Annotated in this window: 15 protein-coding genes and 2 pseudogenes; 14 read left to right on the top strand and 3 right to left on the bottom strand. The window is 65.6% G+C overall.

The genetic code is table 11. The annotated features are described in order from the left end of the window. The first annotated feature begins 77 nt into the window (after positions 1-77). The 12 genes and pseudogenes from ABIE00_RS19020 (at position 78) to ABIE00_RS18965 (ending at position 16,494) form a co-directional block, all read left to right on the top strand. Positions 78-1,484 (top strand): ammonium transporter, encoded by a 1,407-nt coding sequence (locus tag ABIE00_RS19020; protein ID WP_354262261.1) that lies wholly within the window; start codon positions 78-80, stop codon positions 1,482-1,484. 125 nt (positions 1,485-1,609) lie between these two features. After that, the gene (gene speB, locus ABIE00_RS19015) at positions 1,610-2,722 is read left to right on the top strand and encodes an agmatinase (RefSeq protein ID WP_354262260.1); all 1,113 of its coding nucleotides are present in this window, start codon (positions 1,610-1,612) and stop codon (positions 2,720-2,722) included. After that, positions 2,719-4,452: a thiamine pyrophosphate-binding protein gene (locus ABIE00_RS19010; RefSeq protein ID WP_354262259.1), complete on the top strand. Its 1,734-nt coding sequence runs from the start codon at positions 2,719-2,721 to the stop codon at positions 4,450-4,452. The genes speB and ABIE00_RS19010 overlap by 4 nt, the downstream gene beginning before the upstream one ends. Before the next feature lie 188 nt (positions 4,453-4,640). Then, complete coding sequence (locus ABIE00_RS19005) at positions 4,641-5,138, top strand: MarR family winged helix-turn-helix transcriptional regulator (protein ID WP_354262258.1); 498 nt, start codon at positions 4,641-4,643, stop codon at positions 5,136-5,138. A 61-nt stretch (positions 5,139-5,199) separates the two neighbouring features. Continuing rightward, the gene (locus ABIE00_RS19000; protein WP_354263432.1) at positions 5,200-7,176 is read left to right on the top strand and encodes an MFS transporter; all 1,977 of its coding nucleotides are present in this window, start codon (positions 5,200-5,202) and stop codon (positions 7,174-7,176) included. A 326-nt stretch (positions 7,177-7,502) separates the two neighbouring features. Beyond that, a complete protein-coding gene (locus ABIE00_RS18995) occupies positions 7,503-9,236 on the top strand; it encodes an ABC transporter ATP-binding protein (protein ID WP_354263429.1) in 1,734 nt (577 codons plus the stop codon). Between the two features lie 146 nt (positions 9,237-9,382). Beyond that, a pseudogene (locus ABIE00_RS18990) lies at positions 9,383-11,315 on the top strand (ABC transporter ATP-binding protein). Positions 11,316-11,371: 56 nt separating this feature from the next. Further along, the gene (locus ABIE00_RS18985) at positions 11,372-11,800 is read left to right on the top strand and encodes an acyl-CoA thioesterase (protein ID WP_331569149.1); all 429 of its coding nucleotides are present in this window, start codon (positions 11,372-11,374) and stop codon (positions 11,798-11,800) included. A gap of 2 nt (positions 11,801-11,802) precedes the next feature. Next, positions 11,803-12,093, top strand: a complete 291-nt coding sequence (locus ABIE00_RS18980) for a hypothetical protein (RefSeq protein WP_354262257.1) — start codon at positions 11,803-11,805, stop codon at positions 12,091-12,093. A gap of 54 nt (positions 12,094-12,147) precedes the next feature. Continuing rightward, positions 12,148-14,379, top strand: a complete 2,232-nt coding sequence (locus ABIE00_RS18975; protein ID WP_354262256.1) for an McrB family protein — start codon at positions 12,148-12,150, stop codon at positions 14,377-14,379. A 133-nt stretch (positions 14,380-14,512) separates the two neighbouring features. Further along, positions 14,513-15,709 (top strand): 5-methylcytosine restriction system specificity protein McrC, encoded by a 1,197-nt coding sequence (locus tag ABIE00_RS18970; protein WP_502914294.1) that lies wholly within the window; start codon positions 14,513-14,515, stop codon positions 15,707-15,709. 236 nt (positions 15,710-15,945) lie between these two features. Then, on the top strand, positions 15,946-16,494 hold the full coding sequence (locus ABIE00_RS18965) for a TetR/AcrR family transcriptional regulator (protein WP_354262255.1): 549 nt from the start codon (positions 15,946-15,948) through the stop codon (positions 16,492-16,494). A gap of 7 nt (positions 16,495-16,501) precedes the next feature. Here the strand turns inward: ABIE00_RS18965 and ABIE00_RS18960 are convergent, their stop codons facing one another. Further along, positions 16,502-18,190, bottom strand: a complete 1,689-nt coding sequence (locus ABIE00_RS18960; RefSeq protein ID WP_354262254.1) for a sensor histidine kinase — start codon at positions 18,188-18,190, stop codon at positions 16,502-16,504. Positions 18,191-18,291: 101 nt separating this feature from the next. On the opposite strand from ABIE00_RS18960, the pseudogene ABIE00_RS18955 reads away from it, so the two are divergent. After that, positions 18,292-19,048 (top strand): annotated as a pseudogene (locus ABIE00_RS18955) (response regulator transcription factor). 18 nt (positions 19,049-19,066) lie between these two features. Here ABIE00_RS18955 and ABIE00_RS18950 read toward each other — a convergent pair. Further along, positions 19,067-19,489: a very short patch repair endonuclease gene (locus tag ABIE00_RS18950; protein ID WP_354262253.1), complete on the bottom strand. Its 423-nt coding sequence runs from the start codon at positions 19,487-19,489 to the stop codon at positions 19,067-19,069. A 26-nt stretch (positions 19,490-19,515) separates the two neighbouring features. After that, on the bottom strand, positions 19,516-19,950 hold the full coding sequence (locus tag ABIE00_RS18945) for a pyridoxamine 5'-phosphate oxidase family protein (RefSeq protein WP_354262252.1): 435 nt from the start codon (positions 19,948-19,950) through the stop codon (positions 19,516-19,518). A gap of 207 nt (positions 19,951-20,157) precedes the next feature. Here ABIE00_RS18945 and ABIE00_RS18940 point away from each other — a divergent pair, with 207 nt between their 5' ends. Then, a complete protein-coding gene (locus tag ABIE00_RS18940; protein WP_354262251.1) occupies positions 20,158-21,915 on the top strand; it encodes a purine-cytosine permease family protein in 1,758 nt (585 codons plus the stop codon). Positions 21,916-22,149: the final 234 nt, after the last annotated feature.

Here is a 22,149-nt window from a genome sequence, read left to right as displayed (position 1 = left end):
GGTCTCGCTGACTGGCAACAGTCGTCCAAGTGACGCCCCGTGCCGCCTTGGCGGCGCCATCGAGGAAGGCTCCGGCCATGGATAATCTTCTCCTTTCAGTACCAGCGACGGCTGTGGATCCCTTGGCCCTAGATCCAGGCGCGACGGCCTGGATGCTGGCAGCCTCGGCCCTGGTCCTGCTCATGACCCCCGGCTTGGCCTTCTTCTACGGCGGCCTGGTCCGCATGAAGTCAGTGCTGAACATCATGATGATGAGCTTCGGGGCCATGGGCGTCGTCGTGGTCGTGTGGGCCTTGTGGGGCTACGGGCTCGCTTTTGGGCCGGACACGCTTGGCGGTTGGGTCGGCGACCCCTTCGCGAACTTCGGACTCGCTGGCCTGACGAACACCGTTGGAGGAAAAGCGCCGGGGTTGCCGGACATGGTGTTCATTGGTTTCCAAGCAACGTTCGCCATTATCACTGTGGCGCTGATCAGCGGCGCGGTGGCTGAACGTGTGCGGTTCGGGCCGTGGCTGATCTTCTCGGCCTTATGGGTGACCCTGGTCTATGCGCCGGTCGCCCACTGGGTATGGGGTGGCGGCATCTTCGGCCCGACTGGCTTCATCGGCAGCAAGGTTTCCGCCCTGGACTTTGCTGGCGGCACCGTAGTCCACATGAACGCCGGCATGGCGGGCCTGATGCTTGCGCTCCTCCTGGGCAAGCGGTTGGGGTTCATGAAGGATCCGAACATTCGCCCGCACAACATGCCGTTCGTCATGTTGGGGACGGGCCTGCTCTGGTTTGGCTGGTTCGGCTTCAACGCCGGTTCTGAGCTTGCCGCCGATGCGACGGCCGGGCTTGCCTGGACCAACACGCTGCTGGCAGCCAGTGCAGCGCTTCTGGGCTGGCTGCTGGTGGAGCGGCTGCGGGACGGCCACGCGACCTCGCTGGGGGCGGCCTCGGGAGCGGTGGCCGGGCTTGTCGCCGTGACGCCGGCTTGCGGCTTCGTTGATCCAGTGTGCGCCATCGCCATCGGCGCCATTGCCGGTTCCATCTGTGCCCTGGCAGTCTCCTTGAAGTTCCGCCTCGGCCTGGACGACTCGTTGGATGTGGTGGCGGTGCATTTCCTTGGCGGGCTGTGGGGCACGCTGTCCCTCGGGTTTTTCGCGGTTCCCTCTGCAAAGACGGCCGGTGGCCTTTTCTATGGCGGGGGCCTGGCGCAGTTCTGGCCCCAACTGCTGACTGCCGTGATCGTGACCGTCTGGACTGCCGTCATGACCACCATAATCGGCCTGCTCATCCATCGGACGATTGGCATGCGCGTAACGGAATCCGGCGAACGGGCGGGAATCGACCTCACGGAACATGCGGAGACCGCGTACGAGCTGGTCATGGTCGGCGGAGCCTTCCACCCCAACGGCCACCGGCACGTATCCGTGGTGGTATCGGAGGAGGCCATTGAAGCGGATGAGATATCCGAGAGGCTGTCTCTGCCTAGCTCCTAGGCCCCGCGCCAAGGGCCCGGCGCTTGGCGATCGCGTAAACATATGATGCACATAGGGCAACTTCGAGTGTATGATGGCTGTCACAATCCACCTTGACAATTCATCCTCGAAGGAGAGGCGTTCCTTTGGAAGAGCTGCGCATCGAAGCCAATGGCAACCTTGGCCCCATCGATTCATCCCGTATTCCCCGCTACGCCGGGGCCGCAACCTATGCCCGCCTGCCGCGCCTGGACCAGGTGGCCAAGTCTGACATCACCGTGGTGGGCGTGCCCTTTGATTCGGGCGTCTCCTACCGCCCCGGCGCCCGCTTCGGCGCCAACCACGTCCGCGAGGCCAGCCGGCTGCTCCGCCCGTACAACCCGGCGTGGGACGTCAGCCCGTTCGAGAACTGCCAGGTTGCCGACGCCGGCGACATGGCCGTGAACCCGTTCAACATTAACGAGGCGATCGAGACCATCCAGCAGAACGCCCTCGACCTGACGGCTGGAGGCAGCAAGCTGCTCACCCTGGGCGGCGACCACACCATCGCGCTGCCGCTCCTGCGCGCCGCCGCCGAGCGCGCCGGCGGCCCCATCGCCATGCTGCACTTCGACGCCCACCTGGACACCTGGGACACCTACTTCGGCGCCGAGTACACCCACGGCACGCCGTTCCGCCGTGCCGTGGAGGAGGGCATCCTGGACACGGAGGCCATCAGCCACATCGGCACCCGCGGCCCGCTGTATGGGAAGAAGGATCTCGATGACGACCACCGCTTCGGGTTCGGCATCGTCACCTCCGCTGACGTTTACTACCAGGGCGTCCTCGAGACTGTTGCCAAGGTCCGGGACCGGATCGGTGACCGTCCGCTGTACATTTCGGTGGACATCGATGTCCTGGATCCCGCCCACGCTCCCGGCACCGGCACACCGGAAGCCGGCGGCATCACCAGCCGTGAGCTGCTGGAGATCATCCGCGGCTTCCGCGGCATGAACCTCGTCGGCGCCGACGTCGTCGAAGTTGCCCCGGCCTACGACCATGCCGAGATCACCGGCGTTGCCGCCAGCCACGTGGCCTACGAGCTCGTCACCCTCATGGCGGACAACACGGTCGCCGGGGACCGCTTCGGTGCCGAGACCGGCTACGCCGCCCAGGCGCTGGGCCGGGAAGCCCGCCGTCCGGCAGGGTTCGCGGCAGCCTCGCCCGCACCGGCCGACAATGGCGCTGTCCGTGCCGCCGTGGGGGAGTACTCCCAGTGACAGCCGTCGAGTCCGGCGCGGCATCGGCTCCCGCTGGGGCGTCTGCTCCTGTTGGGGCAGACGCCGGGGCCGGTGTCCGCAACGGCGGGGATCTCGTCGTCGAAACCCTCGAAGCGCTCGGCGCCAAAACCGTGTTCGGCATCCCCGGCCAGCATGCGCTGGGCCTCTTCGACGCGATGGGCCGGGGCAACCTGAAGTTCGTGTCCTCCCGCGTGGAGAACAACAGCGCCTTCGCGGCGGACGGGTATTCGCGGGCCACGGGGGAGGTGGGCGTGCTGTTCCTGTCCACCGGACCGGGCGCGCTGACATCGCTCGCCGGACTGCAGGAAGCGTACGCCACCGGCGTGCCCATGGTGGTGGTGGCCAGCCAGATCCCGCTCGAGGGCCTGGGGGCCCGCCGGAAAGGCATGCTGCACCAGCTGGATGACCAGAAGGCATCGGCCGCGAATGTCACCAAGAGCCAGCGCCTGATCCAGCACGCCTCCGGCATTCCGTCCGCCATCCAGGACGCCTGGACCGAGGCAATCTCCTCGCCCCAGGGTCCCGTGTGGCTGGAAGTCCCGCAGAATGTGCTGCTGGACCCCATCATGGTGCCGCCCGTCGAGGATGCTCTGGCCGAAGCGGCGGACAACCCGCCGCGCGTCGAGCTTGTCCGCGAAGCCGTGAAATGGCTGTCGAGGGCGGAGCGTCCCGCCATCATTGCCGGCGGCGGTACCCGCCGGGGCCGGGCGGAAAAGTCGCTGCTCTCGATCGCGGAAAAACTGCGGGCACCGGTCATCTGCACGCCCGGCGGCAACGGGGCCTTCCCGTGGAACCACGAGCTGTCGCTGCAGTCGTGGATCGAGGACCGGCACATGACTGACGTCCTGGAGGACGCCGACGTCCTGGTGGTCATCGGCTCCTCGCTCGGCGAGGTCACGTCCAACTACTTCACGTTCGAGCCGCGCGGCCGGATCATCCAGATCGACGCCGAACCCCGGGTTTTGGAGTCCAACCGGCCCGGCCTGGGGATCCGCGCCGACGCCGGCCAGGCGCTCGCTGCCCTCGACGCTTCGCTGGTGGTCCCCGCTGATGTCCGTCCCGACTGGCACGGAACCTCGCCGGAGGACCTTGTCCGGGAGTCGCTGCGGAAGGTCAAGGAGCGGCTGGAATCGCAAGACCTCGCCAAGGAACTGAAGTTCATGGCTGATATCCGCGAGGCCGTTCCGGCGGACATGCAGACGTTCTGGGACATGACCATCTCGGCGTACTGGGGCTGGAGCTGCTGGGACGCCCGCGAGGGCCAGTTCCATTCCGCCCAAGGCGCCGGCGGCCTGGGCTACGGCTTCCCGGCGGCAATCGGCGGAGCCGTGGGCCTGGAGACCGTGGGCAAGTCCGCGGCGTCGGCCCGGGTGCTCGCTGTGTCCGGCGACGGCTCGGCCATGTACTCCATCGCCGAACTCGCCACGGCCAAGCAGCACAACGTGCCCGTCACCTGGCTGATCGTGGACGACGGCGGCTACGGCATCCTGCGCGAATACATGGTGGGCGCGTTCGGCAAGGCTACCGCCACCGAACTCGCCCGGCCGGACTTCGTCAAGCTGGCCGAATCCTTCGGTGTGCCGGCCACCCGGGTCGCACCCGAAAACGTGGGGGACGCACTCAAGGCGGGCTTCGCCGCGGACGGCCCGAACGTCGTCGTGGTGGAAACGCTGCTGAAGATGTTCGCCCCCACCCACCTGGACAACTAAGCGCGAACGCACACTTAAGCCCCATCCTTCCAGCGCGAACTGGCAGGAGATGACTTCAAATTTCGATTTTGAGGGCATCTGCTGCCAGTTCGCGCTGGACGTTTAACCCCGATGTCACTTTGCTTAGTTTCCTAAAGCAACCATTTCTTGCTATAGTTGCCTTAGGCAAGCAATAAGGGGCAACCATCATGGCAGTTGAGCCAAACACCGCGGCCGAGCTCGTGCGGCAGATCTTCGACCTCCAGCGCGCCGTCCGGTGCGTCGCCATCTCGAACTCGCGCGGCCTGGAAGCGGGGATCGCGCTGCAGGGTGTCCTCCGGTTTGTGGGGGAGAGGGAATCCCGCGCCACCCACCTCGCCGCGAGGCTGGGCGTCAGCGCTCCCGTCCTGAGCCGGCACATCGCGGAGCTTGAGGAGCTCGGGCTGGTCCACCGCCGGCCCGACCCCGACGACGGCAGGGCGCAGCTGGTGGCCCTCACCGACGCGGGCCGCGCCAAGCTCGTCGAGATTGAGGAGCACCGCGTGGCCACGCTGCAGGAATTTTTGCAGGACTGGAGCCAGCAGGACGCCGAGGAGACGGCGAAAGTACTCTCCAAACTCGCGGAATCCCTCCGGGAATCCGCCCGGGCAACGACGGCCGGCCCAATCGCAACCACCACCAAACGCAAGGAGCAGTTCATTGGCTAGCCACGCTGCCGTCTCCGGGACGGCCACGTCACGCCCTTCGGCCCACCAACCCCAAGCGCCGATGACGCACCGGCAGATCATGGAGGCCCTGACCGGGCTGCTCGCGGCCTTCTTCACCGCGATCCTCAGCAGCACCATCGTGGCCAACGCGCTGCCCACCATCATGTCCGAGCTCAAGGGCACGCAGACGGACTTCGCGTGGGTCATCACCGCGGCACTGCTCGCCAACGCGGCCACTACTCCGATCTGGGGCAAGCTCGCTGACCTGTTCGACAAGAAGGTCCTGGTCCAGCTCAGCATTGTGATCTTCGTGGCGGGCTCGGTGATGGCCGGCCTGTCCCAGACCATCCCCCTGCTGCTGACGGCCCGCGTTGTCCAGGGCATCGCCATGGGCGGCCTGACGGCGCTGGCCCAGGCGATCATCGGCTCCATGATCCCGCCCCGCGACCGCGGAAAGTACTCCGGCTACATGGGCGCCGTCATGGCCGTCGGCACGGCCGGCGGGCCGCTGCTTGGCGGTTTCATCGTTGACAGCCCGCTCGGCTGGCGCTGGACGTTCTTCGTCTGCGTGCCGCTCGCCGTCGTGGCCCTGATCCTGCTGCAGATCACCCTCAAGATCCAGCACGTCAAGCGGCCTGCCAAGATCGACTGGCTCGGCTCCATCCTCCTCACCACGGGTGTCAGCCTGCTCCTCATCTGGGTGTCATTCGCCGGCAACCCCGACTACTACGACTGGTGGTCCTGGCAGTCGGCACTGATGGTGGGCGGCGGCGTCGTTCTTTTGGCGCTGCTCGTGGTGGTGGAATCCAAGGTTGAACAGCCCATCATCCCGCTGAAGATCATCTCTGAGCGCACCACCGCCCTGGCCATCTGGGCCTCGGTCGCTGTGGGCGTGGCGATGTTCGGCTCCTCGACCTTCCTCGGCCAGTACTTCCAGGTGGCACGCGGCGCAACACCCACCGAGGCGGGACTCCTGACCCTGCCCATGATCGCCGGCAACCTGATCGGCTCTGTGCTTTCCGGCCAGCTCATCAGCCGCACCGGCAAGTGGAAGCGCTACCTGGTTGCCGGCTCGGTCCTGCTGATCGGCGGGCTGGGTCTCGCCGGCACCATGGACCACACCACCGAACTGTGGCAGTCCGGCGTCTTCACGGCGATCCTGGGCCTCGGGCTCGGCATGCTCATGCAGAACCTCGTCCTTGCTGTACAGAACACCGTCAGCGCCAGGGACATCGGCACGGCCAGCGCTTCCGTGGCATTCTTCCGCTCCGTGGGCGGCGCGATCGGCGTATCCGTACTGGGCGCGATCATGAGCAACCGGGTCAAGGAACTTGCCGTCCAAGGCCTCGCCGACGCCGGCATCAAGGCAGGTTCCGGCTCGGCCGGCGCGAGCCTCGACCTGGCCGACATGCCAGCCCCGATCCGCGACATCATGCGGGCCGCTTACGGTGATGCCACCGCAGAGATCTTCCTGATCGCCGGCGCCATCGCGGTTGTTGCCCTCATTGCGGTGCTCCTGATCAAGGAACAGCCGCTGCGCAGGACCGTTGACATCCGGCCCGACGCCGCTGCCGCAGCCGGCGCCGAGTCCGCACCAGGTTCCGGCCAGGCCGGCACGGACTATTCCGACGACGACTTCGAGCGTGAGTTCGCCGAAGTGCTGACCCGCCAGCTGGCCGACGACGCCAAGGCGCCGGCCTACCCCGGCCGGCAGCGGACGGCGGAACCGGTCATGCCGATGAACGAACCGCCGGCGCGGGCCCGGACCATGCTGGCTGAGATGCACAATAACAAGCCGGCCGACCTGGTGCCGCTCATCCAGGAAACCCAGGGGCTTCTCGCGGAGCAACAGCTTCAGCTGGCCGCGGCACTGACCGCCGTCGCCCGGCAGGCTGAGCAGCAGCGGATCCTCGCTGAGGAGCAGGCCCGGGTCAGCGCCGAACTGAAGGCACTGAGCCGGAGGCTGGCCAAGGAGCGCAAACTCCAGAGCGCCGCCGCGCACTACATCGCCTCCCACGGCAAGCACCGCGGCGAGTAGCCCTCGCTCCTTCGAGTTTTGTCCAGATAGTGGCCGCTAAATCCCTTCCGGAGGCCATTGTCTGGACAAAGCTTCAGTTAAGGAGCGGGGAGTACGACGGCGGAGGCCGGCTTGGGGGCATAACAGTACGTTCGCGCTTTGGGCGCGGGGCTTAACTGTACGTTTGCGCTTTGGGTGCGGGGGCCGGCGTCGTCCGTTGGGATGATCTTCGTCCGCGACGTTTCGCACGGGCAACAGATTTCGTAGAGTTGGAAGGCTTCGGCTGTCATACCCGTCTGCTACTACTTCTCTTAACCAATTGGCGCTCTCCCGAAGGATCCGTGAGTATGCTCGTCACCCTCATACGGCGTTATTCCAAACCGTATTTGCCGTACATCCTGGCTGTCATCGCATTCCAGCTGGCATCCACCATTGCGGCGCTCTATCTGCCCAGCCTCAACGCCCAGATCATTGACGAAGGCGTTTCCCGCGGCGACACCGATTTCATCTGGCGCACCGGCGCCGTCATGCTCCTCGTGGCCTTCCTCCAGGTGGGCACCGCCATCGCCGGCGTCTACTTCGGATCGAAGACCGCCATGGCCGTTGGCCGAGACCTCCGCCGCGGCGTTTTCCGCAAGGTGACCAGCTTCTCGGCCAAGGATGTCAACGCATTCGGTGCGCCCACTCTGATCACCCGCGGCACGAACGACGTCCAGCAGGTCCAGATGCTGGTGCTGATGGGCCTGAACTTCATGGTGTCCACGCCGATCATGTGCATCGGCGGCATCATCATGGCCCTGCGCGAGGACATCAACCTGTCCTGGCTGGTCTGGGTCGCGGTCCCCATCCTCATTGTGGTGGTGGGCTACATCGTGGTGCGCCTCATGCCGCTGTTCCGCTCCATGCAGAAGAAGATCGACCGCATCAACGAGGTCCTGCGCGAGCAGATCATCGGCATCCGCGTGGTCCGCGCCTTTGTGCGGGAACCGTACGAAACGGACCGCTTCGGCCAGGCCAACAAGGAACTGACGGACGTATCGCTCAGGATCGGCGCGCTTTTCGTCCTGATGTTCCCCGCCATCGGCATGATTCTGCACCTGTCCACCGCCGCCGTGCTCTGGTTCGGCGGCCAGCGCGTGGACTCCGGCGACATGCAGGTCGGCTCCCTGACAGCATTCCTGCAGTACCTGCTCCAGATCCTCATGGCGGTGATGATGGGCACGTTCATGGCCATGATGATCCCGCGCGCGTCCGTCTGCGCGGACCGCATTGGCGAGGTGCTCGACGTCGAACCGTCCATCCACGACCCCCAGCAGCCGGTCACGCCGGGGCAGCTGGAAGGCGTGGTGGAGTACCGCAACGTCACCTTCGCCTATCCCGGAGCCGAGGCCCCGGTCCTAAGCAACATCAGCTTCACCGCCCTGCCGGGGGAAACCGTGGCCATCATCGGCTCCACCGGTGCCGGCAAGACCTCCCTGCTGTCACTGCTGCCGCGGCTCTACGACGTGGCCAACGGCGAGGTCCTGCTGGACGGCGTCCCCGTCGGCCAGCTCGACCGGGAGGAAATCACCAAACGCGTTGCCCTGGTTCCGCAGCGGCCCTACCTGTTCTCCGGAACCATTGAGCACAACCTCCGCTTTGGAAAGCCGGAGGCTTCCGACGACGAGCTTTGGGATGCGCTGCATGTGGCCCAGGGCGACGGTTTCGTGAAGGAAAAGAAAAACGGGCTCGCGTCGCGCATCGCCCAGGGCGGCACCAACGTGTCCGGCGGCCAGCGCCAGCGCCTGTGCATCGCGCGGGCCCTGGTCACCAGGCCCAAGGTCTACCTGTTCGACGACTCCTTCTCCGCGTTGGACGTCGCCACCGACGCACGGCTGCGTGCCGCGCTCAAGCGCACCACCGCCGACGCCACTGTCATCATCGTCGCGCAGCGCATCTCCACCATCACGGAGGCGGACCAGATCCTGGTGCTGGACAACGGCAGGATCGTGGACCGCGGCACGCACGAGGAGCTCCTCGAAACATCGCCCACCTACCAGGAAATTGTTGAGTCCCAGCTGAGCGTGGAGGAAGTGGCATGAGCGCCGACAAAAAGGGCACCGGCCAGGACACCGGGACGCGCCAGGACGCCGGGAAGCTTCAGAGCCAGACCGCCGCAGAAGCTCCGGTTCTTGAGGACGACGACTTCGTCGAGGAAGAGTACAAGCCGGGCGAGGCCGACGGCGGCATGTTCGGCGCGATGCCGGCCAAGAAGGCCCAGAACTTCTGGCCCTCCGCCAAGCGACTCATGGGCCTGCTGAAACCTGAAGCCGCCGGCATCTACGTCGTGGTGGGGATGGTCATCGTGTCCGTGATCCTCAACGTCATTGCGCCCAAGGTGCTGGGCCAGGCCATGGACGTCATCTTCGGCGGCGTGGTGGGCAAGCAGCTGCCCGCCGGCGTCAGCAAGGACCAGTTCGTCGAGGGGCTCCGGGAACAGGGCCAGAACAACTTCGCGGACATGGTCTCCCGGATGGAGCTCGTGCCCGGAATCGGCATCGACTTCCAGAAGCTGACAGTCCTGATTTCCGCTGTGCTGCTGATGTACTTCGTGGCCAACATCTTCCTGTGGCTACAGGGCTACGTCCTCAACAGGATCGTCATGAAGGTGATCCGGCAGCTGCGCGACGATACGGAAAAGAAGCTCAACCGGCTGCCGCTGAACTACTTCGACACCCGGCAGCGCGGCGACGTGCTCTCCCGGGTGACGAACGACGTCGACAATGTCCAACAAGCCCTGCAGCAGGCGTTCGCCCAGCTCATCAGCTCGGTGCTGACCGTGGTCGGCATCGTCATCATGATGTTCATCGTCTCGTGGCAGCTGGCATTGATCGCCCTCATCGCGCTGCCTCTGTCCGGTGCTGCCGCCGGCGTGATCGGCGCGCGCAGCCAGAAGCTGTTCGCAGCGCAGTGGAAGAACACCGGCGACCTGAACGGCCAAATCGAGGAGTCCTTCTCCGGGCATGACCTGGTGCGGGTGTTCGGCCGCGAGGCCGACATGCTGGAACGCTTCGAGGAGCGCAACGAGGCACTTTACAAGGCCAGCTTCGGTGCGCAGTTCGTGTCCGGCATCATCTTCCCCGTGATGCAGTTCGTCTCCTACCTCAGCTACGTCGGCATCGCGGTGGTGGGCGGCCTGCGCGTCGCCTCGGGCAGCATGAGCCTGGGGGACGCCACGGCCTTCATCCAGTACTCGCGCGAGTTCACCCAGCCGCTGGGGCAGATGGGCGGGCATGGCCAACATGCTGCAGTCCGGTGTGGCATCCGCCGAGCGGGTCTTCGAGTTCCTGGACGCGGATGAGCAGGACGCCGAGACCGCCACGAAACACCTGCCGGCCAAGACCGACGGCCATGTGGAGTTCCAGGACGTCACGTTCAGCTACACGCCGGACAAGCCGCTGATCGAGAACCTGTCCTTCACTGCGGAGCCCGGGCACACGGTCGCCATCGTCGGACCGACCGGCGCGGGCAAGACCACCCTGGTGAACCTGGTCATGCGCTTCTATGAGCTCAATTCCGGCTCCATCACGCTCGACGGCGTGGACGTCACCCAGCTGAGCCGGGCCGAGCTGCGCTCCAAGGTGGGCATGGTGCTGCAGGACGCCTGGCTGTTCGGCGGCTCCATCTACGACAACATCAGGTACGGCAAGCTGGACGCCACCGAGGACCAGGTCATGGCGGCCGCCAAGGCCACGTTCGTGGACCGCTTCGTGCGGGCCCTGCCCGACGGGTACAGCACCGTCATCGATGAAGAGGGCAACAACGTCAGCGCCGGTGAAAAGCAGCTCATCACCATCGCCCGTGCCTTCGTGGCCAACCCGTCGCTGCTCATCCTGGACGAGGCAACCAGCTCGGTGGACACCCGCACGGAACTGCTGGTGCAGAAGGCCATGGCTGCGCTGCGGACGGACCGGACCAGCTTCGTTATCGCGCACCGCCTGTCGACGATCCGCGACGCCGACACCATCCTGGTCATGGAAAACGGCAAGATCGTGGAGCAGGGCAACCACCAGACCCTCCTCGCCGCCGAAGGCGCCTACTACCGGCTGTACATGTCCCAGTTCGCCGGCGCGGATGCCGAGGAAACTCCGGTGGATGATTCGACGGCGGTGCACAGCTGACCGCCGCGAACCCGGGAGGCCACCCCGACCCCCGGCGCATTGAGGTGCTCGTGCCCATGCGCTGGGGGGACATGGACGCCTACGGGCACATCAACAACGTCGAGATCGTCCGCATGCTGGAGGAGGCGCGCATCGCGGCCTTCGGCCCGCCCGCTGGTGCCGGGCTGCCCGGGATCGATCCCCACGTGTCGCTGTTCAACGACGTTCCCAAGGGCACCATGGCGCTCGTGGTGGACCACCGGATCCGGTACGTGAAGACCCTCGAATACCGCAACGTCCCCGCGGCGGTCCAGGTGTGGGTGGGCGCCGTCAAGGGCGCGAGCTTCGACATTCACTACCTTGTGCAGGACCCCGTTACTGGCGACGATTGTGTGAAGGCCTCAAGCCATTTGGCCTTCGTCGATGAAGCCACCGGAAGGGTGCTGAGGCTGACTCCGAAGCAGAAGCAGCTGCTGGAGCCCTTCAAAGAGCGCAAGGAGCATTGACCGTGGGAACGAAGCGCAGTGAAACGAGGAACCTGGGATCGAAACGAGCGGGCTGGAAGAAGAACAGGTCCTGGAAGGAACTTCCGCCCGCTGCGCGCATCGGCACCATAATGATCGGGGCTGCGCAGCTCGCCTTCCTCACCGCGGCCCAGCGCGACCTTTCGCGCCGTCCGGCAGAGCAGATCCGAGGCTCCAAGATGTTCTGGCGGGTGGCCACGCTCATCAATTTCATCGGCCCGGGCTGCTATTTCGCCTTCGGCCGGAAGCGGCTGCCGGGCGTTACCCGGAAGTAGTTGCCGCGCCGGGCATGGTGCTGGCGCTCAGGTTTACCCTGTAAATTTGAACGCATGACCCCCGCCCCAAAGCCTGCCATGCACCGCGCCCTCGGAGTCTCCAAAGAGATCGAGGACGCCGCATGGTTCGTGCTCGGCGCGGGGCTGCAGGGCAGACCGTCGGCGCTGGACGGCCGCACACAGACGTGGACGGCAGAGGCTGCGGCGGAACTGCTGGAACGGCTGGAGCGGGGAGTCGCGGATGCCAAGGCGCCCATGATGACCAACCTGCGGCACAACCTGGCGGACGCGTCTCCTTCGGCGAAGCAGTTGGCCGTGGAGCTCCTTTTCCTGCAGTCCTTGCCGCTGGCGCACGAGGTCAAGTCGCTCAAGGTCAAGCGTGCCCGCGTCGCCGAGGCGGCGTCCTGGCTGGAGCCGCCGCTGGAGCTCCCGGAGGAGCTCTACAAGGGCATGACCGACCACGGCGTCATCCGCGACCGGACTGCCGAGTTCAACTGGACCATCTGGGACCACTTGAAATGGCTGTGCCGGTTCGTCCAGAACGTCGACCGGCAGTCCACGGCCGAAATCGGCAAGGCCCTGAAGGATCCGCTGGCTTTCCACCTGCTCGCGGCGCGAACCCCCGACGACCAGCCGGCCATCCGCCGCAGCATTGAATACCTCGCGTGGCCCAGCTACTTCGAGCCGGTGGTGGCGGACATCGAACGCCAGGAGATCCGGGACGCCTTCGCGTCCCTGGTTGGCGGGGCGAAGGGGGACAGCGAGGAGGAAATCACCGCTGACATCCGGCGCATCCGCCTGCACCTGGATGAACAGGCCGGCCAGCGCATCGACTGGTACGCCCGGCAGCTGGTGAGCCAGTGGCGGAAGGTCGGGGACCCGGGCCGCCGCGCCTGGCTGCTGCGCACCCACCACGACAACGCCGAACTCCTGTCTGCCTGGCAGGCAGAGGAGAAGGTGACGCTCGACGTCGAACATCTCCGCCTGCTCGACGCCGGCGTTACCGCCGGGCTGGTCCAGCACGCCGTCGATGAGGACTACAAGCACCTCGGCTACGTGGAGCGGGAGGACACCAAGACCGCCGTGTTCGCCTTCCTCACCGTCATGAAGCCCGGGGACCTCGCGCTGTACCAGAACGCCGGAGCCGTTCGGATCGGCGTCGTGCTTGGGGAGCCCGACCACAACGGGGACAACCGGCGGATGCGCCGCAAGGTGCGCTGGTTCGACGAAGCCCACCCCGTGACCGACCTGCCGCGGCACATCCAGCGCCAGCTGGCCACCCCGGGCATCGTCGTCGACGTCACCCGGGTGGTGCAGGCCCTGCAGGCGCTGCTGCCCGCCGAGGCGGAAACCGAGCCCGACGCCGATACGTCACCGGCCACCGTCGCCCTCCCCGTGCTGGGCGGCTTCCGCCCGGTGACGCGGGAGTTCGCGGACTCCCTCCACATGGAGGTGGAGCCGCTGCAGGAGATCGCCGACTTGCTCGAGGAGAACCGGCAGCTGGTGCTGTACGGCCCGCCGGGAACCGGCAAGACCTACCTCGCCAAGCACCTCGCGGCTGAGCTGGCGCAGGACAGCACCGACGAGCGGGTGAAGCTCGTCCAATTCCACCCGTCCTATGCCTACGAGGATTTCTTCGAGGGATACCGGCCGGACAAGACAGACGAGGGCCAGGTCTCCTTCAAGCTCGTGGCCGGGCCGCTGCGCCGTCTCGCGGAGGAGGCGGCGAAGCCGGGCAACGAGTCGAAGCCGTACTTCCTGATCATCGACGAGATGAACCGCGCCAACCTGGCCAAGGTGTTCGGCGAGCTGTACTTCCTGCTGGAATACCGCGATGACCGGATCTACCTGCAGTACAGCCCCAACGAGCCGTTCACGCTCCCGGACAACCTGTACATCATCGGCACCATGAACACCGCGGACCGGTCCATCGCCATGATGGACGCGGCCATCCGCCGCCGCTTCGCCTTCATCGAACTGCACCCGCAGACGGAGCCGGTGAAGGGCTCGCTGCTGAGGTTCCTGGAGGCCCGGCAGCTGGACACCACGCCGGCGCTGCTGCTGGACGCGCTCAACCAGGCCATCGACGAATGGGACCGCGACCTCATGATCGGGCCGTCCTACTTCATGAAGAAGGCGGCGCAGACTCCCGCCGGCCTGCGCCGGATCTGGAAGTACGAGCTCATGCCGTTGCTTGAGGAGCACTACCACGGGCAGCTGAACCGGGCCCAGCTGGAAGAACGCTTCGGGCTGGACCAGCTGCTGGGACGCCTTGCGGCTCGCTAGCCCTGCGGCCCGGGCCGCCTTTTCGGCGACAACGGCTTCATTTGCGACGGCGGCCTCCGGCGCCGCTGGCACCGGAACCGGCGCCGCTGCCCGCGGCAGCCGCGGCCCCGCGCCGGGACTGCGGCACATCGTTCTGGACGAGCTGTCAGGCGGGACCGTGGAAAAGCTCGACGCCGAAAGCGCCGCCTTCCTGAACTCCAGCGGCCTGGCCAAGGCGACGCCCATGGGAATGGGGCTCTTCCGGATCGAACCCGTCGGCATGGTGGGATCCGTCCGCACCCCGCTGGTGCAGCTCGACGTGCGGCCCAAAGACCGGCTCGGGCTGAGTCGCCTGCTCTTCCTGCTGAGCTACGCCGGGGACCAGGGCTTCCGCGACGATATTGTGGCCGCCGACGAAGATGCCGAGCTGTGGAGCGCCCTCGCGGCGTCACTGGTGCAGCTCTCCGAACGCGCCCTGCAGCGCGGCGTATTGCAGGGCTACGTGACGGTTGACGACTCGCTCCGGACGGTCAAGGGCCGCATCCGCATTTCCGACCAGATCTCGCGCCGCCCCGGGATGCTCGTGCCGCTGGAGGTCTCCTACGACGAGTTCACCGAGGACATCCCGGAAAACCGCATCCTGCGCGCCGCCCTCGACCGCATGTCCCGCGTCCCGGGCGTCCGCCCGGAGGTGCTGGGCCGCCTGCGGCAGCTGAAGGGAAAGCTCGACGGCGTCACCCGCCTCCACGCCGGCGCTCCGCTTCCCCCGTGGCAGGCAAACCGGATGAACCTCCGCTACCACGCGGCGCTCCGGCTCGCCGAAGTGGTCCTGCGCAATGCCTCCGCCGAGGCGGGGGAGGGCAAACAGCGGACGGCTTCCTTCGTCGTCGACATGGGCAAGGTCTTCGAAGACTTCGTGGGCGCAGCCTTGCGCCGGGCCATGGGGGCCTATCCCGGCGAGATGCGGCTGCAGTACAACGCGCTGCTGAACGAAGCAGTCCGGGACTCGGACCGGCTAACCGTGCGCCCGGACGCCGTGCACCTGCTGGGCGGCCGGCCGGTGGTGGTGTACGACGCCCAGTACCGCGCCGGCACGGACCAGGGTGCGTCACTCTCGGCCGACCATTTCCAGATGCTGGCCTACTGCACAGCGTTGCGCGTGCCCACGGCCTGGCTGGTCTACGCCGGCGCGGGTGAGGTGAAGCTGAGGCGGATCCTCAACACCGACATCGACATCGTGGAGTTTCCGCTGGATCTGTCCCGCCCGCCGTCGGAAATCCTGGCAGCGGTGGCAGACCTGGCCGAGCAGTCCTGGGGAGAAGTGGTGCGCCAGGCAAGCCTCGGCCGTTAACCCTGCGTGTCCCGGTCCCGGGGGTTGAACTCTCTCAAGACAGACAGGTCTGTCTTGCATTGAGGGATAGACTGTTCCTAATGGCAGAGGTACCCAGCTCCGAGCCGTGGAGCGCCGGGAGAGAGCTTTCCGGAGGGCTTCAGACTGGACCGCAGCCGGCCGCCACCCCGGGTGTCCCGCTAGCAGCGGGAGGCCGGACGTATGGCGAGGAGATTGCAGCGTCCGGTGCTTCCAGAATGCGTGAACGGATCGTCAGTGCGGCCTACGACCTCTTTGCCCGCCGTGGCATCCGGGACGTTGGCATCAACGAACTTATCAGCAGCTCCGGCGTCGCGAAGGCCACGTTCTACCGCCACTTCGCCTCCAAGGACGAGGTCGTGCTGGCCTTCCTGGAGAAGCGCGACCAGGTGTGGACGGTCAGCGCCATCATGGGGGAGGCGCGGCGTCGGGCGGACACTCCCGAGCAGCAGCTGCTGGCCATCTTCGATGTCTTCTCCGACTGGTTCCACCGCACCGACTTTGAGGCCTGTTCCTTCATCAACGTGCTGCTGGAGATGGGCGCTTCGCATCCGCTGGGGCGGGCCAGCATCGATTACCTCGCCAGGATCCGCAGCCACGTGAAGCAACTCGCGGACGAGGCCGGTCTGCAGCGGACCGACGACTTCTCCCGCTCCTGGCACATCCTGATGAAGGGCTCCATCATCTCCGCAGCCGAGGGCGACCTGGACGCGGCCGGGCGGGCCCGGCGACTGGCCGGGTGGCTGATCGAGGACCACCGGGCGTAGTCGCAGCTCAGTTCTGCACCGGGACGGCAAACGTAAACGTGGTGCCCTTTCCCACTTCGCTGCGGAGAGAGACGCGGCCCCCGTGCGCTTCCACAATGGCCTTGCTGATGGACAGCCCCAGTCCGACGCCGGGAATGGTTGAGTTGCGGACCGCTGCCGACCGGAAGAACTTAGCGAAGACCTCCTCCTGGTCCTTCTGGCTCATTCCCATGCCCGTATCGCTCACGCTGCACACCATATGGCCGTCCTCAGAGCGCAGCGCCACCACCACGTCGCCGCCGTCGGGCGAGTATTTGATGGCGTTCGATACGAGGTTGTCCAGGACCTGGGAGATGCGCGCAGCGTCGATGTGCGCCTCCAGCCGCTCCGGGGCGTCGGCGCGCAGGTGGATGCCGGACTCTGCGGCGCGCGGCAGGGCGGCGGTGACGCTGGTGCGCACGAGCTCGGCGACGTTCACAGCTTCCGGGGTCACGAGCAGTTGGCCATTGCGGCTGGACAGCAGGTCCGAGACCAACGTGAGCAGACGTTCGGCGTTCCGCCGGATGATCTCCAGGGGGCCACGTTGGGAGTCGGTGAGGTCGTCGTCGTCCAACAAAAGCTCGACGTAACCAAGAATGGAGGTGAGCGGCGTACGGAACTCGTGCGAGACGTTCGAGACGAAGTCGTCCTTGGCGGCCAAAGCGTTCACGAGCTCGGTGACGTCGCTGAACACAATGACGGAGCCTGCGAAATTCCCGTCCTGGTCTTTCATGGGCCTGGCACTGGTGGATATGGCGCGCTGTTCGGCGCCAGCTCCGAGCCACACCAGATAATCGGTGAATTCCTCGCCGAGTACGGCGCGCCGGACGGGCCGCTCGTCGACGGGGACCAGGGTGGTCCGGTCGGCGGCGAACACCAGCAGCTGCGATTCATTGGGATCATCGATGGTTGGCGGCGTCGCCAGCCGGTGATGCTTGCGCTGCTTGCGGTTCATTAGGATGTCATGGCCCTGAGCATCGACGGCGAGGACGCCCAGGTGCACCGTTTCCAGGACCGTGTTCAGCAGCCGTTCCTGGCGCTTGCTTCCGGTCAGCACGCCACGGAGCTGGGAGTCCTTTTCTTCCAGGTCGTGCTGCTGCTCCTCGAGGTCCCGCTGCTGCCGGACCATGCTGAGCGTCATGACGGACACGGTAACGCCGATGCCCAGCATCATCACGGGCAGCAGGAAGGAGCGTGCCAGGTCCTGGCCGGAGACGGCGCCCCGGAGAAACAGCGGCACCCAGATGATCGCCAAGGGAGCGAAGAAGGACAGTGCCACCGCGGCTTTGGGGAACAGCCCGGAGGCACAGAGCCAGATGACCGGAAAAACGGCCATGAGGCTGAGCCCTGTCAGGCTGTCCTGGCCGCCTTCCCTGCCCAGGCTGATGGACACCAAATCCAGGAGGGGTATCACCAGGAAAGAGGGATACGGCAGCCGATGCCAGGGCACGGCATAGCAAAGGATCAGTATGACTGCCTGCGACAGCAGAAAGCTGATGAAAAGGGGGTTAAGCAGCGTCTCAGGGAAAAACGCCAGAATGAGGAATGCCGTGATTCCCGCCGTCACGGAAAGCGGCATCTGGCTCAGCATCACCCTGCCCCGCAGGGAATACTCATGGAAGGGCCGCCGGAAGAGCAGGATCCCGCCGGAGGAGTCTTTCCAGGCGATAGTGCTCATGGGCAAGGGGCCATCTGGGCGGGGCGTGAGAAACGCATAGGAGCAGGATATCCGCCGCGGGCTATACTGCAGACGGGATGTAGCGGGCTGAGGGGGCTGCGATGGGTGATACACGCGTGGGATTGGTCATCGAGGATGATCACGACATTCGCGAATTGGTACGCGTTGTTCTGACGCAGGCCGGTTTTGAGGTGCGCGCCGCAAGCAGCGGCGCCGAGGGCGTCCTTGCCGCCAAGGAACTGGATCCGGCGGTCATCACACTGGACCTCGGACTGCCGGACATCGACGGCTTCGAAGTGGCACGGCAGATCCGCCAGTTCTCCGACGCCTACATCGTCATGCTCACCGCCCGTGCGGAAGAGCTGGATACCCTGATCGGCCTTGAGTCGGGCGCCGACGACTACCTCACCAAACCGTTCCGTCCGCGAGAACTGCGAGCCCGCGTCGCGGCCATGATGCGCCGTCCGCGTTCGACGCCGGAACTCGGCGAAGAGGCCGGCTCACCTGCCGCCGCCGCGAACGAGGGGCGGAAGTTCACCCACAACGGGCTGGACCTGAGCTATGAGTCCCGCACCGTGGCCGTGGACGGCCAGGAGCTGAGCCTGACCCGCACCGAGTTCGACCTGCTGCACGCCCTGCTCGAGGCCGGCCGCATGGTCCGTACCAAAGCGGATCTGGTGCGCCGGCTGCGGGACGAACCCTACGACGTCGGCAGTTACATCAGCGAGGCGGGACGAGCGGTCCGTTGAGGTGCACATGGGCAACCTGCGCAAGAAACTGGGCGATTCGGCGCAGAACCCGCGCTGGCTGCAGACCGTCCGCGGCGTGGGCTACCGGCTGGCTCCGGCCGAGAACTGAGCCTCGCCCCGTTTTTGGTCAGCCCGTGAGGAACAGCTCCAGCTGTTCCTCGACGGCGGACAGGTCCCTGAGCTGGCACTCCCAGACCGTCAGTACTTCCCATCCGTCGTTTTCCAGCTGACGCCGCTGGCTGGCGTCGCGGTCCCGCGTTCGGGTGCGTTTCGTTTCCCAGAATTCGGCGTTGGCCTTAGGGGAGTGCTGGCCCACCCGGCAGTCGTGGAAGTGCCAGAAACAGCCGTTGACGAAGATGACCTTGCGCCGGCCGGCGAAGACGAGATCGGGGTTTCCGGGCAGCTTGATGCCGCGCGAGGCGCCATGCAGGCGGTAGCGGTAGCCCTTGGAGTGCAGGAGGCGGCGCACCAGCAGTTCGGGCTTGGTGTTCTTGCCCCGGATGCGGGACATGTTCCAGCTGCGCTGCTCAGGGGTCAGCCGGTCCGCCATATTTCCAGTCTAGGCCGGCGTCGGAGTTAGATCTCGCGCTCCGGCTGCTCGCCAAACTGGAAGTGCCGGCCGCTGACGGAACCGGGATCAATCTCCACGTAGAAGTCTTTCAACGTGGGGACCCAGGACGCGAGCCCGAGCTCTTCGGCTTCGGCGATCTCGGCTGACTTGCTCAGGACGCGGGCGGTGCCGCGGAGCACCACCGACCACGCTTGGTCCGACATGATGCCGTCCGTTTCGAACAGGACCCTGTCATTGATGGTCACCTGGGCGAGCTTGTTGCCCGGCGCGGTGCGGAAGTACAGCTTCCTCCGGCTGGTCACGTAGTTCACCGGGAAAATGTCCGGCTCGCCCGCCACGGTCACCACGAGGCGGCCGTGCGTCGTGCCCTCCAGAAGCTGCCAGCACTGCTCTTCGTCGAGGACCAGGATGGGATCGCCGTCGGCGTGGTTGAACATCATGGCTCCATTCTTCTACAGGCTGTAGAAAAACGATAGGGGTATGGACAGATTTTCCCAGCATGTGCGGCGCCGCGCCACAGGGCGGAGCGACAGTTTGACGGGTGCGTAGGACACTTTACACGGCTGTAATAGCGCCGGAACCGGGCTGTCGCACGGCGTGGCTAGCGTCGGCGAGGAAGACAAACCGGTGACGAAAGCGGATGCCTCATGACGAATGACCTGCAAGACAGCGAACTGTTGGACAGCCCGGGCGGGGGCACCGCCGTCGAGCGTACCGCCGTCGGCCATGCCGCCGGCACCCGTGCGGCCGGCACCCGTGCGGCCGGCAACGCGAACGCCTTGAGCGCCACGAAGGAGAGCCTGGAGGATTACACGCTCAGGTTCGCGCCGCGTTCCTACCGCAAGTGGAGCGCGGGCGTCGTTGCGACGAGTGCGCTCGGCGGGATTGCCTATCTGGCTGACTTCTCGATCGGCGCGAATATCGGAATTGCGTATGGAACGGCGAATGCGATCCTCGGAATTGTCGTGGCAGCCGTCATTATCTTCGCCACGGGTTTTCCGCTTGCCTATTATGCGGCCCGGTACAACATTGATTTGGACCTCATTACCCGTGGTTCCGGGTTCGGCTATTACGGTTCCGTGGTGACGAACGTGATCTTTGCGACCTTCACGTTCATCTTCTTCGCGCTGGAAGGGTCCATCATGGCGCAGGGCCTCGAACTGGGCCTCGGGATTCCGCAATGGCTGGGTTATGCGGCGTCCACGATCATCATCATTCCGCTCGTCATTTACGGGATGAACACGCTGGCCAAACTGCAGGTCTGGACAACGCCGCTGTGGCTGCTTCTCATGGTGGTTCCCGTCGGCTACCTGCTGGTGTCCCACCCCGGCAGCATCGATGACTTCTTCGCCTACACCGGGAATTCAGGGGCTGCGGGAACCAATCTGGCGTCGGTCATGCTGGCCGCCGGCGTCTGCCTGTCCCTGATGGCGCAGATCGCGGAGCAAATCGACTACTTGCGGTTCATGCCGCCCAAGACCGCCGACAACAAGGGTGCGTGGTGGCGGGCCGTGATCCTTGCCGGGCCTGGCTGGGTTATGTTCGGTGCGGTCAAGCAGATCGTGGGGATGTTCATCGCCGTCTACCTGATCGCCAAGTTGGATCCGGCGGCCTCGGCGACGGCGAATGAGCCGGTGCACCAGTTCCTCGGCGTCTACGAGGAGATGATGCCGGCGTGGCTGGCGATGAGCCTGGCCGTGGTGCTGGTGGTGATTTCGCAGATCAAGATCAATGTCACCAACGCCTACTCGGGTTCCTTGGCATGGACTAACAGCTTCACGCGGGTGACGAAGACCTACCCCGGGCGGATGGTGTTCGTGGCGGTGAATCTGCTGATTGCCCTGGTCCTCATGGAAGCCAACATGTTCGACTTCCTCAACACGATTCTGGGCTTCTATGCCAACTGCGCCATGGCCTGGGTAGTGACTGTGGCGTCGGACATCGCCATCAACAAGTACCTGCTGAAGATCTCGCCCAGGACCCCCGAGTTCCGACGCGGCATGCTGCACGCCGTCAACCCGGTGGGGTTTGTGTCCATGCTGGTTTCTGCCGGGGTGTCCATCGCGGTGTTCTTCGGCGCCTTCGGTTCCGGCATCCAGCCGTATTCACCGATTTTCGCGGTAGGGCTTGCACTTGTGCTGCCGCCGGTTCTGGCGGTCCTGACCAAGGGCAGGTACTACCTGCGGCGCACCGATGACGGCATCGATTTGCCGATGTTCGACGCCGACGGGAACCCCAGCGACGCAAAACTGCTCTGCCATGTGACCGGGATTGAGTTCGAACGCCCGGACATGGTGCGTTCCGCCCAGGACGGGCCCGACGGCGAACCCCAGTATGTTTCGTCGCTCGCCTTGTCGACGGACAAGGCAGGCGATTTGGTTCTCCCGGCGCAGTCCAAGGGGTAGGGCTTTGTAGTTCTTGAGTTGTGCCGTGATCCTGACGGCGTTGGCAGCTTCGTGAATGTGGCCGCGGGATCGGGATCAAAGCGGGCCCGGTGAGATTCTCTCACCGGGCCCGCTTTGTATTGCGCGTTGGCGCGTTTTTTGCCTGTTCCCCGGACCCTAAAGGGGCTGTGGATAACTTTGAGCCGACAGGTGTGATCTCAGTTACCCTTTAACCACTGTTCGGACACAGATGTC

The organism is Arthrobacter sp. OAP107, assembly GCF_040546765.1.
GTDB lineage: Bacteria > Actinomycetota > Actinomycetes > Actinomycetales > Micrococcaceae > Arthrobacter.
This window is presented reverse-complemented; position numbering and strand designations above follow the sequence as displayed.